Below are 12,895 nucleotides of genomic sequence, written 5' to 3'. Positions count from 1 at the left end.
GGCGACCCCGCGGGCAACTCCTGCCAACAGATATCCCAACCGAGGATTCGATGATCATCTGCATCCGCCTCTGTGTCATTGCGACGATCCTTGCCACAGTCAGCACACTGCGCGCCGACGAAGCTTCTCCAAAATCCCTCACCGATGCTCTTTCAAATTTCTCTCCTGCCGAAATCCCGCCCGAGCTCAAACAAAAGCTTCGCGACTACGTCCCCAACGATTTAAAACGCCGGCGTGACGAGGGGAACGCAAAGAGCACGGCGGCGTGGGAAAAGATCAAGACGCGCGAGGAATGGGAAGCATTTCGCAACACCAAATTGAAACTCCTGCGCGAGTCGCTGGGCCTGTCGTTCCGCAAAGACGACTGGAAACCGCCGCAGGTCATCGGCAATGTTGAACTCAGCGGCACGATTCCAGGCGACGGCTATCGCATCGATAAATTGCTCTACCGCAGCTCGTATGGCTTGTGGATCTCGGCCAATTTGTACATGCCGGATCCGCCTCGCGAAAAAATGCCGGGCATCATCATCAGCCATGCTCATCACACGCCGAAGGAGAACGGCGAACTGCAGGACATGGGCACGCTGTGGGCCCGCGCGGGTTGCTATGTGCTCGTGCCTGATCACTTGGGCCATGGCGAGCGGCGGCAGCATCCGTTCAAGTCGAAGGACGATTACGACAAGCCGTTTCAAGTCAGTCGGCAGGACTATTACTTCCGTTACGACGTCAATCAGCAACTCAACCTCATCGGCGAAAGCCTGATGGGTTGCCTGGCCCTCGATCTGATGAGCGGCGTGAGCTTGCTGCATGAGTTAAAAGGAATCGACAAGGAAAAGATCATCCTCCTCGGCGCTGTCGCCGGCGGCGGTGATCCGTGCGGGGTGGCGGCTGCGCTCGATGAACGGATTACCTGCGCCGCGCCGTTCAATTTCGGCGGGCCGCAGCCCGAAACGAAATTTCCGTTGCCCGAAGGAGTCAACTTCGACTACGGCGGCAGCGGCGGTTGGGAATCGACTCGCAATCTCGCGTGCTCCTATCGCGACGGCTTTCTGCCGTGGGTCATCGTCGGCAGCATCGCGCCGCGGCGACTCATTTATGGCCATGAGTTTTCGTGGGACCGCGAGCACGATCCCGTCTGGCAGCGGTTCGAAAAGATCTACTCCTGGTACGACCAGCCCGCGCATCTCTCCTTCGCGCATGGCCATGGCACGCTCACGTCGAAAGATCCTCCGGGCAGCCATTGCACGCACATCGGCAAAACACATCGCCAGCAAATCCATGTCGCGCTGGCGAAGTGGTTCGATATTCAGTTGCCCGGCGGTGAAGAAAAATCCGAACGACGAGACGCGAGCGAACTGCGCTGCTGGACCGACGAAATGAAGAACAAGCTAACGCCGGTCGCTTTGCACACGCCAGTGCAAACGCAGTGGGAGAAAGTTGCCGCGAAGAATTTCAATGACGAATTGATCGAAGGAGCCGCTTTGGAAAAAAGCTGGCAGAGCGAGACAACAAGAGTTGCTGCCGCGACCGCGCATACGTTGCTGCTCGGGAGTGAAACTCAACTGATTCCGATTTTGCTGCTCGAGCCAAACGTCGTTACTAAGCAACGGCCGTTTGTTATCGTCCTCACACGCGCGAGTAAGCAATCGTTCGTCCGTCAGCGAGCTGCGATGATCGGTGAGCTGCTCCAGGCAGGCGTGAGTGTGGCGCTGCCCGATTTATATAGTTCCGGCCTGACCGGCAGCGGTAGCGATATCGGCCGGCGAAGCAGTAACACCGGACGCAGCTCGACGCTCGCGATGCATGGCCTGGAACTGGCTCATCTGCAAGCCATGGATGCGTGCTCAGTGTACGACTGGCTACGCAGCAGCAATCGAGATTCCAAATTCGTTTTGTGGAGCGACAGCCTCGTTCCGCCGAATGCGACGGAAGCCAAGTTTCACGTGCCGCGCGATGACGATGGCCAGTTGCCAGCCGGCGCCGATCCACTGCCGCAGCGTGTGGCGTTTTTGGTCGCCGGGCAAAATCCCAAGCTGCCTGTGTTCGTGCGCGGCGGCCTCGAGTCGTTGGGCTCGGCGCTCGATCACCAACTCGTGCTGTTGCCGCACGATGCCGTGCCGTTGCCGCGACGTTACGAAGGTGACTTCGTGCAGCCCCGAACGGTTCGCTTGACCGAAACCGTCGACGCTTGGAACCGGCTCGTTGGCGAGCAGGCCGTCGGCTCTACATCGCCAGCGGCCTGGATCCTTGAGCAGCTGAAAAACGCAAGAGAGTAAAAGCTCACGCCGAGCGTTGCCAATGTTCGCGCGGATGGATCGATTCGGTTTCGCGCAGGCGGCGTTCGTAAACCGAGAGAATATCGCTGCGAGTGACGATGCCCACGAGCAGTTTGGGATTCGCGCGGCTGACGACCGGCAAGCGGCCGACGTCGTGGCGAACCATGTGATCGGCGGCATCGCGTGCTGTGGACGTGTCGTAGACGTAAATCGGAAAACGAGTCACGAGGTTTCGCAGCGGAGTATCGGCGGCTTCGGTCGCAGCGAGCAAATTGCGGCGCGTGAGGACGCCGATGAGTCGCATACGCTCGTCGACAACGGGATATCCCTGATGCTGGCTGTGTTCGGGATCGCTATCGAGCCACTTCCGCACTTCGGCCAGTGTTTGTTGAGCGCGCAACGTCACCACTTGCTTGCTGGCGATCGAGCCGACTGCGACCTGGTCGAGATGGTCAGTCAGGTATTCGACCGGAGCATGCACGCCGCGACGGGCGATCTTTTCGGTGAGGAGCGAATTGCGGCAGAGGAGTGACGCAAGCAAATACGACATGCCGCAACCGCCGAGCAGCGGCAGCAAACCGAGCGGCTGCAGTGTGGTCTCGAAAGCAAAGACCGCGGAAGCGAGCAAGGCTCGCGAAGCCCCCGCAAAGAGCGCCGCCATGCCGACGAGCGCTGCCACGCGCGGGTCGATGCCCGCGGCGGGAAAGATTGAGTTGAGGAACTGGCCGATGACAAGACCGAGTCCCGCTCCGACGGTGAAGAGCGGCGCGAGTGTTCCGCCCGAAGTGCCGCTGCCGAGTGAGACCGACCAACTGATGAATTTCATGCCGACCAGAAAGATCGCGGCTTGCATGGCGAAGTTACCATTGAGCGCGTCGCTGATATTCGCATAACCCACGCCGAGCGTGCGCGGCGCGAAGTAACCAACGCCGCCAATCGCCAGCGCGCCGATCATGGGCCACCACATCCAATGGATCGGCAAATGTTCGAAAGCATCCTCGATGGCGTAGGTAATCTTCGTGATCGCCGCAGCCATCACACCCATCAGTGCGCCGATCGCCACGTAGACGAGAATCGCAACAGCAGTCGGTGTGGCCAAGTCGGGCATTGGAAAGACCGGGTCGGCCCCTTCGATACCGATGCGCACGGCAGCCGCTGTTACACTGGCAAGCGCCACAGGAATGAGTGAGCGCGGCCGGAATTCGAACAGCAGTAATTCAATCGCTAAAAGAACTGCAGAAACTGGAGCGCCAAAGGTCGCTGCCATGCCCGCCGCGGCTCCTGCGGCGAGCAACGTTTTGCGTTCGCCGGCCGTCGTGCGAATCAATTGGCCCAGCAACGAACCGAGCGCGCTGCCGGTTGCGATGATCGGCCCTTCGGATCCAAACGGGCCACCGGTTCCGATCGAGATCGCCGCCGACAATGGCTTGAGCCAGGTCATGCGGGCGGGAATGCGACTTTCGTTCGTGAGCACTTGTTCCATGGCTTCCGGAATGCCGTGGCCGCGAATCGCTGACGAGCCATATCGCGCCATCAAGCCGATGATGAACGCGCCGATGATTGGTGGCACGAGCACCCACCAACCCATCTGATTGTCTGCGGGCGACACGGTGATGAACGAGAATCGCTGGAAGAAGGCGAGGTTGGTGAAGAAGGCAATCAACAGCAACAGGATTTGCGCAGCGATGGCCGCAGTGATTCCCAGGCCCACGGCCCAGCAGCAAAGTTGCATCAGTCGGGCATCGACGACGAGCCGCACCGGCGGTTCTTGAGCGGCCTCGCCGTTATTTGATTGGTGCTGATTCGTCTTCTTCGCCTGTTTCGCCTTGTTGGCCATCACCGCACTCCGCCTGCCTGAGACTTAAACCACCTCCTTCCTTTCTAATGCAATAGCGGGCGGCGAGAGCTTTGGAACGGTTTACAAATTGGTTAGAAGTGCTGCGACAGATTGTCACTTGTCGTTAGCCCCACCACACGCAGTGCCATGAGCCGTGCGGCTGCGAGCGCAACCTCGCCATTTGACAACAGTGAGAGCAATTCATCTGTCGCAAAAGCTTCTCCTCCGCTAATTACTCCCCGCCGCGACGAACTGTCTCGGTCGGCGGCGGAAATCTTCTGGTGCGGGGCGAAAATTGTTCGCCTTTTCGCTCTTGACGGTCGGGGGCGATTACCAGTAATTACCCGCCTCTCGTCTACCCAGGTTGGTTCTCGTCGAGTGGGATCGTCGAGTTGGACGGCCAGGAATTTCCCTGGATGCCAGCAGACAACGTCCGTTCGAGTCCGGCCGCTATGGTTCGCAAACTTGCGAGCCTCGGCGCCGAACTCCAGCGGACAGGTCACCGCGACTGCAGTGTTCACTGTGGTCGCAGCTTGGCGCGTGCGGTTGTTCTCGTTTTAGGAGAAGCGCTTTGAAAGCGAGCGTCGTGTTGCCGAGCATCGTCGTATTGTCGACCTTGCTCGTTGCGTCGAGTCAGGCGGCCACGCCCACGGCAGTGGCTTGGATCATTGCGGCGGATGCTGTTGGCCAAGCGCCAGCAGCTGATCCCCGTCGCCAATCCGATGACCTGCTGCGGCAGGCGCGGAAGGCCCTTAAAGATGGCCAATTCGATCGGGCCGATGGCTTGATCGTGGAAGCCGAAAAGCTGGGCGTGAAATACGACCCGGTGTGGGACAAGTTTGCCGATACGCCGGCCGTGCTCAAGAAGCTGGCCGCCGAAGAACGAGCCAAGGGCAAGGGCGGCATCGCCAAGCCAAGCTCGCTCTTCCCGGCGTTCATGCAGCCTGGCGACAAGCAGCCGGCTCCGCCGTCGCAGCCACCAGCTGATCCTTTCGCCGCTCGCAATGCTCGCGAGAACACGGTCGATAAGATCACCAACGGCTCGATGCCGCAAAACAATCCAACGGCCCCCTTTGTGATGAGCCCCACCGAGATGGCGGCTAAGGATCAGCAAGGTGTGCCGCTGTTGCCGAACGGTGCGGGCCCACCGGGCTTTGCCAATGGGCAAGCGACTGGCGCTCCTAATCCGTATGCGTTGCCGCAGGAAGCCAATCCGCTGGCCCGTAACCCCGAAATGTCGAACGCGCCGCCGGTGGCTTTCAACCCACCGAGCTTTGGCCCGGCCCCGAGTGCTCCGGCTGGTCCTCAGCCTGGCATGCCCGGCACGGCCGACCAATTCGCTGGCATGAATATGCCTGCCGCTCGCGAAGCGGGTCGTCCGGACGAAGCGCCACAGCGCTTGCCGACGCCGCCGTTCACGCCGGCTCCGACCAATACTCCTGAGAAGAAGGCCGAAGCTCTGCGACTGGTCGCCGAAGCTCGCATGGCCCTCGACAAGGGTGATTTGAACAAGGCTTCGCAACTGGCCAAGCAAGCCGATGGCTTGCGAGTGCCAGACAGCATGTTTGCTCAGAACGAAACTCGTCCGTGGCAAGTCATGCTCGAAGTCGACAAGGCCATCTATCGCAATCAAGGTGTGCAAGCTGCCGGCGGCATTCAAGGCCCCGGTGATCCGAAGTTCCCCGTGCAGCCTGGCGTTTTCAACCAAGGCAATGCGGAGCCCTCGCGGATTCAGCCAGCTGCGGCCGTCTCGGCCAACCTGATGCGTCAGAACCCCGAAGCGATCGGCGGCTCGCATCCGATGCGGCTGTACGACGAAGGTGTGAAAGCCCTCGAAGCTCAAGATCGCGACACCGCCATGCGGAAATTCACTGAAGCCTGGAAGTCGGCCGATCAACTCGATCCGGAGTTGCGAGCCGCGCTCAAGGACAAGCTGACTTTCCTCCGGGCTGCCAATGCTCCGGCTCAGCCGTTGCCGCGGCCCGATGGTCCGGCCTCGCCGATTCAACCGCAGCAGACCTCGCCCTCGCTAGAAGCGGCTGGTTCGCAACAGGAAGTGGCTCGTCAGCGGTTGCAACGGGAATTCTCGAACGAAACGAAGGCTGCCGAACAGATCGCGCAAAAAGATCCGAAGGCCGCGCTCGCCAAGATCAAGGCTTTCCGCGAACGCGTGGTCAGTGCTGAAATCGATACCAACGCTCGCAAGAATCTGTTGACCCTGGTCGATCGCCGGGCCTCGGAATTGCAAACGTACATCGACAACAACAAGTCGAGCATCGAGAACGCCGAGAAGAATCGGGCCGTGCTCGCTGGTCGCGCTCGCGAACAAGAGCTGACCTACGAAATGCAGGACAAGCTGGCCAGCCTGGTCGAGCAGTTCAACAAGCTGATGGACGATCGCCGTTACGCCGAAGCCCTCGTGATCGCCAAACAGGCGAAGGAGCTCGCTCCGAACGATCCGGTTACGGTTTCGCTGATCGAAAAGGGTGCGCTCGCTGTCGGCATCGCTCAAAGCGAATCGACTCGTCGCAACAAGGAAGAAGCCTTCCGCCAGCAGCTGCAAGATGTGGATGACGCTGGTTATGCCAATGTCAACGATGCCGATCCGATCGTCTTCAACGCTCGTCGTTGGGGCGAACTGACTCGCCGCCGTCGTGGTCTGCTCGAATCGCGCAATCGTATGTCGCCTGCCGAGCAAGAGATTCAAAAGTCGCTGGGCAAACCGGTCGAAGTCAAATTCGTCAACCGGCCGCTCAATGAAGTGGTGAACGTTCTCAGCCAGATGACCGGTGTGAACATCTACCTCGATCCGCAAGGCTTGCATGCCGAAGGGGTGACGGTCGATACCCCGGTGACGCTCGACCTGAGCCAGCCGATCTCGCTGAAGAGCGCACTCAACCTGCTGCTCGAACCGCTGGGTATGTCGTATGTCATTCAGAACGAAGTGCTGCGGGTTACCAGCCAGCACATGCGTGATTCGAATGTCTATGCCAAGGTGTATTACGTGGCCGACCTGGTCATTCCGATTCCGAACTTCACGCCGACCTACAACATGGGTATCGCGGGTGCTTTGAAAGAAAGCCTCTCGACGCTCGGTTACGGTGGCAACGGTTCGCCGCTCGGACGGGCTCCGCTGACGGTCGCTAAGAACGATCCGATGCAGAACAACTCGATCAACCCGACTCAGGCTGGTCACCAGCACTACCTGGCTCAGCAAGGCATGAGCGAAGGGAATGGTTTGTTCCCGACGGCTACCTCGCGCAATCCGGCCACGCCTGGCGGACCGGGCGGCATGGGTGGTGGTGTGCAAGCCGACTTCGATCCGCTGATCGACCTGATCACTTCGACGATCGAGCCCGATTCGTGGCAAGACGTCGGCGGTCCGGGTTCGGTCTCGGGCTTCGATACCAACCTGAGCCTCGTCGTCAGCCAACGGCAGGACATCCACGAACGGATCGCGGATCTGCTCGAACAGCTCCGTCGTCTGCAAGACTTGCAGGTGACGATCGAAGTCCGGTTCATCACCGTCAGCGACCGCTTCTTCGAGCGGATCGGTATCGACTTCGACTTCAACATCGACGACAACACGCACCTCAACCGCTTTGCCGATCAGATTCCGACGCCGACGCAGTCTCAGCCGCTGAGCCCGTTCGACGACGATTTCAAGAGCTTCGCGGTGGGTCTCACCCCGACTGGTCCGACGGCGGATCTCGACTATCGGTTTAGTCAGGGTGGTTTCGTCACGGCGGTGCCTCAGTTCGGTGGTTTCGATGCTGGTTCCGCGGCCAACTTCGGCTTTGCGATTCTCAGCGACATCGAAGTCTTCTTCCTGCTGCAAGCCGCTCAGGGTGATGACCGCACGAACGTGCTCCAAGCCCCGAAGGTCACGCTGTTCAACGGTCAGCAAGCGACCATCATCGACAGCTCGTTCCGCCCGTTCGTTACCAGCGTGATTCCCGTCGTCGGCGACTTCGCCGCGGCCCATCAGCCGGTGATCGTCGTGCTCAGCGAAGGCACGATGATGAGCGTGCAAGCGGTTGTGTCAGCCGATCGCCGATTCGTTCGGCTCACGCTGGTGCCGTTCTTCAGCCAGATCGGCGACGTGGAAACGTTCACCTTCACCGGTAGCGTGACCACCAACAGCGGTACGGTTATTCAAGATCCTTCGAATCCTGATCAGAACGCCGTGAGTGGCGCCACTCGGACGGTTAGCGGCACCACGGTGCAGCTGCCGACCTTGGCTACTACGACGGTGACCACCACGGTGAGCGTGCCGGACGGCGGTACGGTGCTGCTGGGCGGTATCAAGCGTCTCCGCGAAGGCCGCACCGAACGTGGTCTGCCGCTGGTGAGCAAGATCCCGTACGTCAGCCGCCTCTTCACCAACGTGGGTATCGGCCGCGATGCTCAGAGCTTGATGATGATGGTGACTCCTCGCATCATCATTCAGGAAGAAGAAGAAGAGAAACTTGGTATCGACTTCGAAGATCCAGGTAAGTAATTTCCTGAAGCACGACGGACCAATGGTCTGTCAGGGAGCTGGGCACCACCGGCCCGCTCCCGACGAAAACCTGGGATGGAGCACTCCTCTGTCCCGCCCAATCTAATCGATCCACGAGAGCTCTCTCGTTTGAGACCGCCGCAAGTCACTCCCCCCTGGACCTGCGGCGGTCTCTTCGTTTCTTGACTGCTCATGCCCTACTATTTTCCACGCAGCACTTCCCCGCCGCAGCACGGCCAGCAACAATATCAACATGAGTTTCGACGACCGATTGCGACAGGCGATTGAACGTGGCCAGCGGCGCGGCGCAGATTCTGCGCGCGAAGCCCGGGCAAAACAGCTCACCGAGGAGGAGTTCCGCCGCCTCCATTCCCAGCATCGCCTGGCCCTCTCCGATTACATCGAGGATTGCGTTCGCCGGCTGCCGGGCTTTTTTCCCGGCTTTCAATACGAAACGATGTTTGGCGACCGCGGCTGGGGCGGCGCATGCTTTCGCGACGATTTTCAAGCCCACAGCAGCCGTTCGAGCACTTACAGCCGGCTGGAAGTGACGGTGCGGCCGTACACGAGCGCCCACGTGCTCGACCTGGCCGCGAAGGGAACCATTCGCAATCGCGAGATTTTCAATCGCAACTATTTCGAAAAGCTCGAAGAAGTCGACATCGAGAAATTCCGCCAGCTGATCGATGCCTGGGTGCTGGAATATGTCGAACAGTTTGCGGCGCGGGCCTGAGCGAGTGTACATTCTTCAGAGCGATCATCCGCCATTCTTGTAGCCGCGCTCACCAGAGTGTGGGGTTGGCCAGCGTCGATCGCCCACGGTCTGTTGGCCGTGGCTACACCTGCTGATCGATTGACGATTCATGCTCGCGAAGTTGCAAACGTACTCGCTGTTGGGAATCGATGCCGTTCCTGTTGAAGTCGAGGTCGATGTCTCGCCCGGCGCGATGCCGAAAACCATTCTCGTCGGCCTGGGCGAAGCCGCCGTCAAAGAAAGTCAGCATCGCATCGAGCGAGCCCTCGCCAACAGTGGTTTCCTGCGGCTGAACGATCGCGTGGTGATCAACCTAGCCCCCGCCGAGTTGCAGAAGTCGGCGGCGTCGTTCGATCTGCCGATTTCGCTCGGCATGCTCGTCGGCAGCGGACAATTGCAATCGGAACTGCTCGAGCAATACGCAGTCGTTGGCGAATTGTCGCTCGAAGGAGCCACGCGGCCCGTCAAAGGCGCGCTCTCGATGGCGATGGCCACGGCGAAGCAAAAAGGCTTGCGCGGTTTGATCCTGCCCGCCGAAAATGCCGCCGAAGCTGCCGTGGTCGAGCAGATCGAAGTCATTCCGGTTAGCAGCTTGACGCAAGCCGTCGGTTTTCTCAGCGGCGTGATCGACATTCAGCCGACGCCGTCGCGAATGGGCGAACTGTTCGATACGCTCGGCAAGTACGACGATGATTTCGCCGACGTCCGCGGCCAAGAGATGGCCAAGCGTGCGGTCGTGGTCGCTGCGGCAGGTTCGCACAATTTATTGATGCTCGGGCCGCCCGGTTCCGGCAAAACGATGCTCGCCAAGCGCGTGCCGACGATTCTGCCGTCTCTGACTGCGAGTGAATCGATCGAGACGACGCGCATCTACAGTTCCCTCGGCAAACTCACGCCTGGTCAGCCGCTCCTCGCGCGCCGGCCCTTTCGTTCGCCGCACCATACGATTTCCGAAGCCGGCCTCGTCGGCGGTGGGAATCCGCCCGCGCCGGGCGAAATCTCGCAAGCGCACAACGGCGTCCTCTTTCTCGATGAGCTACCCGAGTTCAACCGCCGCACGCTCGAAGTGATGCGGCAACCACTCGAGGACGGCGTGGTGACGATCAGCCGCGCGCTGAACAGCACGACCTTCCCCGCCGAGTTCATGCTCGTCGCCGCGCTCAATCCGTGTCCGTGCGGATACAAGACGGATCCTCGTCGCGACTGCAGTTGCACCGTCCCCCAAATCGAACGCTACATGGCGAAGATTTCCGGCCCGCTCATCGACCGTATCGATCTGCACATGGAAGTTCCCGCCGTCCCCTACAAGGAACTCTCCGCCGAGCGGGCTGGCACGAGCAGTGCACAGATGCGCGAGCAAGTGATCGCCGCCCGCGCGATTCAAGCCGAACGTTTCAAAGGCATTCACACCCGCTACAACGCCCACATGAGCAGCCGCCTCGTCCGGCAGTTCTGCAAACTAACGCCGCCGTCCCAGGAACTCATCAAAGCCAGCGTCAACGACCTGGGCTTATCGGCCCGCGCCCACGACAAGGTCCTCCGCGTCGCCCGCACCATCGCCGATCTGGAAGGAAGCGCGGAGATCGATGAAGCGCATTTGAGCGAAGCGATTAATTATCGAATGCTCGATCGGCAGATGTGGACGTAGTCGCACCTTGACCGTGCCAATCTTCGATGATGCGAAAAAGTGCAACGCAACCTCATCCTGAAAGGGGAGATATGGGCGATCACTACGTTCCCCGTGAGCACCTGAAACGATTTTCTGAGAATGCTGAGTGCAAGTTCGTCTGGATGTACGACAAGCAATCACGCCGGTCTGTCAGAGCAGGAATATCTGCAGTCGCCAATGAAGTCGACTACTATCCGGATGAGGTCGAGAGAGAACTAGCGATCAAAGTCGAGGCCCCAGGAGCGGAATGCGTTCGCAAACTGATCAGGAATGAGTCACTGACGACGGAAGAGCGGTTTCAGTTCTCGTTCTACATGTTCACGATGGCAACTCGCGGGCCGCGACGCCGGCGGCAAGTACAGGCCATGTCATCAGATGTTCTTGCAAGTACGATCACCGAAGTTCGAGAAGTGATCACTCAGGGTAGTGACCCGGAAAAGGTGGCGAAGCGTTTGAAGGAACTGGATCAAGTTGAGGCCCAATTCAACGCGGCACTTCCGCAAGAACTGCAAGATGGAATCATCCGCACACCATTCACAAGCCCATCAACTGTGGGTGCGGTGTTTCAAATGACCTGGAATATTTGCAAGGCATCGAACGCCAGATTCGTCACCGGCGATACACCAGCGCACTTTTTTCCGAGTCTTGGAGTGGGGCGGCCGAATTCAGAATTTACGTTTCCCCTTTCCACCTCCCACGCACTAATCGGCCAGCATCTTGGTATCAACAAAGTAATTTACCGCGATGTAAATCAAAGAGATGTGAAAGAAGTGAACCGCCGCATTCTGAGTCAGGTAGAGCGATTCGCGTTCTCTGAAATCGAAGAGCCTTGGATTGACACTGTTGTTCAAAAGCGATTTCATCACGAAAGTCTGATTCGCTGGAAATAATCGTTTGTCGTGGCGTGTGTTCCTGCTGGAAGAGCTTGATTCGGTCGCGGGCCTTCGTGCTACGGCACGTGCCCACTCCAGCCATCTCCCTGCGCCGGTCTAGGGACCGGCGTGACATCAACATAGAGAATCTCTTCCGCCGTTTCACCAAACGGTCCTTGCAGCACTTGCTCGCCGTTCGGACCAACCACCAGCGAACTGCCGATGCATTTGCGTCCTGCCCAAGGGCCTGCCATGAGCGGGCCGACGTTGCTGCAGCCGGCGATCCAGATTTTGAAATCGCGACAAACCGGGCCGTAGTTATCTCGCCACAGTTGGCCGTACGGTTTGGCGACAGGATCGTAATCGGCAGGCACGGCCCAGGCGCAGGGCGAGAGAATGACATCGGCGCCCATGTAGGCCAGCGAACGCCCGATAACCTGTCCCTGCGCAAAACCGTCAGCGCAGATCATCAGGCCGAACGTCCCGAGCGGCGTGCGAGCGACCTGCAAGCGATCGCCCAGCGCGTAGTAAGGATGGCCGATCTCGAGCTCGTTGATCTTGCGATGATGCAGAATGATCTGGCCGGCGGGGTCAATCAGCACGGCAGCGTTGTAAACCCGATCGCCGGCGCACTCGACAAGTCCCGCGCAAACATACACGCCATGCTTCCGCGCGCAGGCCGCTAACTGCTCGCACGATTGGCCGCCAGGAATCGCATCAGCGAGTTCGGCTGAACCAGGCCAGGTCCAACCGGCCGTGAGTGCTTCCGGGAGCAGCACCACTTGAGCGCCGTGCTGCGCAGCTTCGGCAATGCGTTCTTCTGCGCGCTGCAGATTAGCAGCCTTCTCGCCGCCATCGACGCGCAATTGAATGAGAGCAAGTTGAAATTTTGGCATCTCCTAAGTGTAGCTGAATTCGCCAGAATTCAGATCGCGGAGCCTTTGTGCCAAGTCTGAATTCTGGCGAATTCGGCTACTTGAAAGCCA

General features: G+C 59.5%; 7 protein-coding genes. 5 read left to right on the top strand and 2 right to left on the bottom strand.

All coding sequences use genetic code 11. The features are described 5' to 3' along the window. The first annotated feature begins 50 nt into the window (after positions 1–50). The gene (locus tag M9Q49_RS00980; protein WP_254506712.1) at positions 51–2,276 is read left to right on the top strand and encodes a hypothetical protein; all 2,226 of its coding nucleotides are present in this window, start codon (positions 51–53) and stop codon (positions 2,274–2,276) included. A 4-nt stretch (positions 2,277–2,280) separates the two neighbouring features. On the opposite strand, the gene M9Q49_RS00975 is transcribed toward M9Q49_RS00980, so the two are convergent. Further along, positions 2,281–4,113: a chloride channel protein gene (locus M9Q49_RS00975; protein WP_254506710.1), complete on the bottom strand. Its 1,833-nt coding sequence runs from the start codon at positions 4,111–4,113 to the stop codon at positions 2,281–2,283. Between the two features lie 571 nt (positions 4,114–4,684). Between M9Q49_RS00975 and M9Q49_RS00970 the strand changes: the two genes are divergently transcribed. The 4 genes from M9Q49_RS00970 (at position 4,685) to M9Q49_RS00955 (ending at position 11,927) form a co-directional block, all read left to right on the top strand. After that, a complete protein-coding gene (locus M9Q49_RS00970; protein WP_254506709.1) occupies positions 4,685–8,614 on the top strand; it encodes a general secretion pathway protein GspD in 3,930 nt (1,309 codons plus the stop codon). Positions 8,615–8,867: 253 nt separating this feature from the next. Continuing rightward, complete coding sequence (locus tag M9Q49_RS00965; RefSeq protein ID WP_254506707.1) at positions 8,868–9,347, top strand: hypothetical protein; 480 nt, start codon at positions 8,868–8,870, stop codon at positions 9,345–9,347. A 130-nt stretch (positions 9,348–9,477) separates the two neighbouring features. Next, the gene (locus M9Q49_RS00960; protein WP_254506706.1) at positions 9,478–11,016 is read left to right on the top strand and encodes a YifB family Mg chelatase-like AAA ATPase; all 1,539 of its coding nucleotides are present in this window, start codon (positions 9,478–9,480) and stop codon (positions 11,014–11,016) included. Between the two features lie 71 nt (positions 11,017–11,087). Continuing rightward, positions 11,088–11,927: a DUF4238 domain-containing protein gene (locus M9Q49_RS00955; RefSeq protein ID WP_254506704.1), complete on the top strand. Its 840-nt coding sequence runs from the start codon at positions 11,088–11,090 to the stop codon at positions 11,925–11,927. A 59-nt stretch (positions 11,928–11,986) separates the two neighbouring features. Here M9Q49_RS00955 and M9Q49_RS00950 read toward each other — a convergent pair whose 3' ends face one another. After that, complete coding sequence (locus M9Q49_RS00950; RefSeq protein ID WP_254506703.1) at positions 11,987–12,805, bottom strand: carbon-nitrogen hydrolase family protein; 819 nt, start codon at positions 12,803–12,805, stop codon at positions 11,987–11,989. Between the last annotated feature and the right edge of the window lie 90 nt (positions 12,806–12,895).

The organism is Anatilimnocola floriformis, assembly GCF_024256385.1.
Taxonomy (GTDB): Bacteria; Planctomycetota; Planctomycetia; order Pirellulales; family Pirellulaceae; genus Anatilimnocola; species Anatilimnocola floriformis.
This window is presented reverse-complemented; position numbering and strand designations above follow the sequence as displayed.

Bases quoted from the DNA above. Each gene is read 5' to 3' on its own strand.
- M9Q49_RS00980 (WP_254506712.1), top strand. From the start codon at position 51: ATGATCATCTGCATCCGCCTCTGTGTCATTGCGACGATCCTTGCCACA.
- M9Q49_RS00975 (WP_254506710.1), bottom strand. From the start codon at position 4,113: ATGGCCAACAAGGCGAAACAGGCGAAGAAGACGAATCAGCACCAATCA.
- M9Q49_RS00965 (WP_254506707.1), top strand. From the start codon at position 8,868: ATGAGTTTCGACGACCGATTGCGACAGGCGATTGAACGTGGCCAGCGG.
- M9Q49_RS00960 (WP_254506706.1), top strand. From the start codon at position 9,478: ATGCTCGCGAAGTTGCAAACGTACTCGCTGTTGGGAATCGATGCCGTT.
- M9Q49_RS00955 (WP_254506704.1), top strand. From the start codon at position 11,088: ATGGGCGATCACTACGTTCCCCGTGAGCACCTGAAACGATTTTCTGAG.
- M9Q49_RS00950 (WP_254506703.1), bottom strand. From the start codon at position 12,805: ATGCCAAAATTTCAACTTGCTCTCATTCAATTGCGCGTCGATGGCGGC.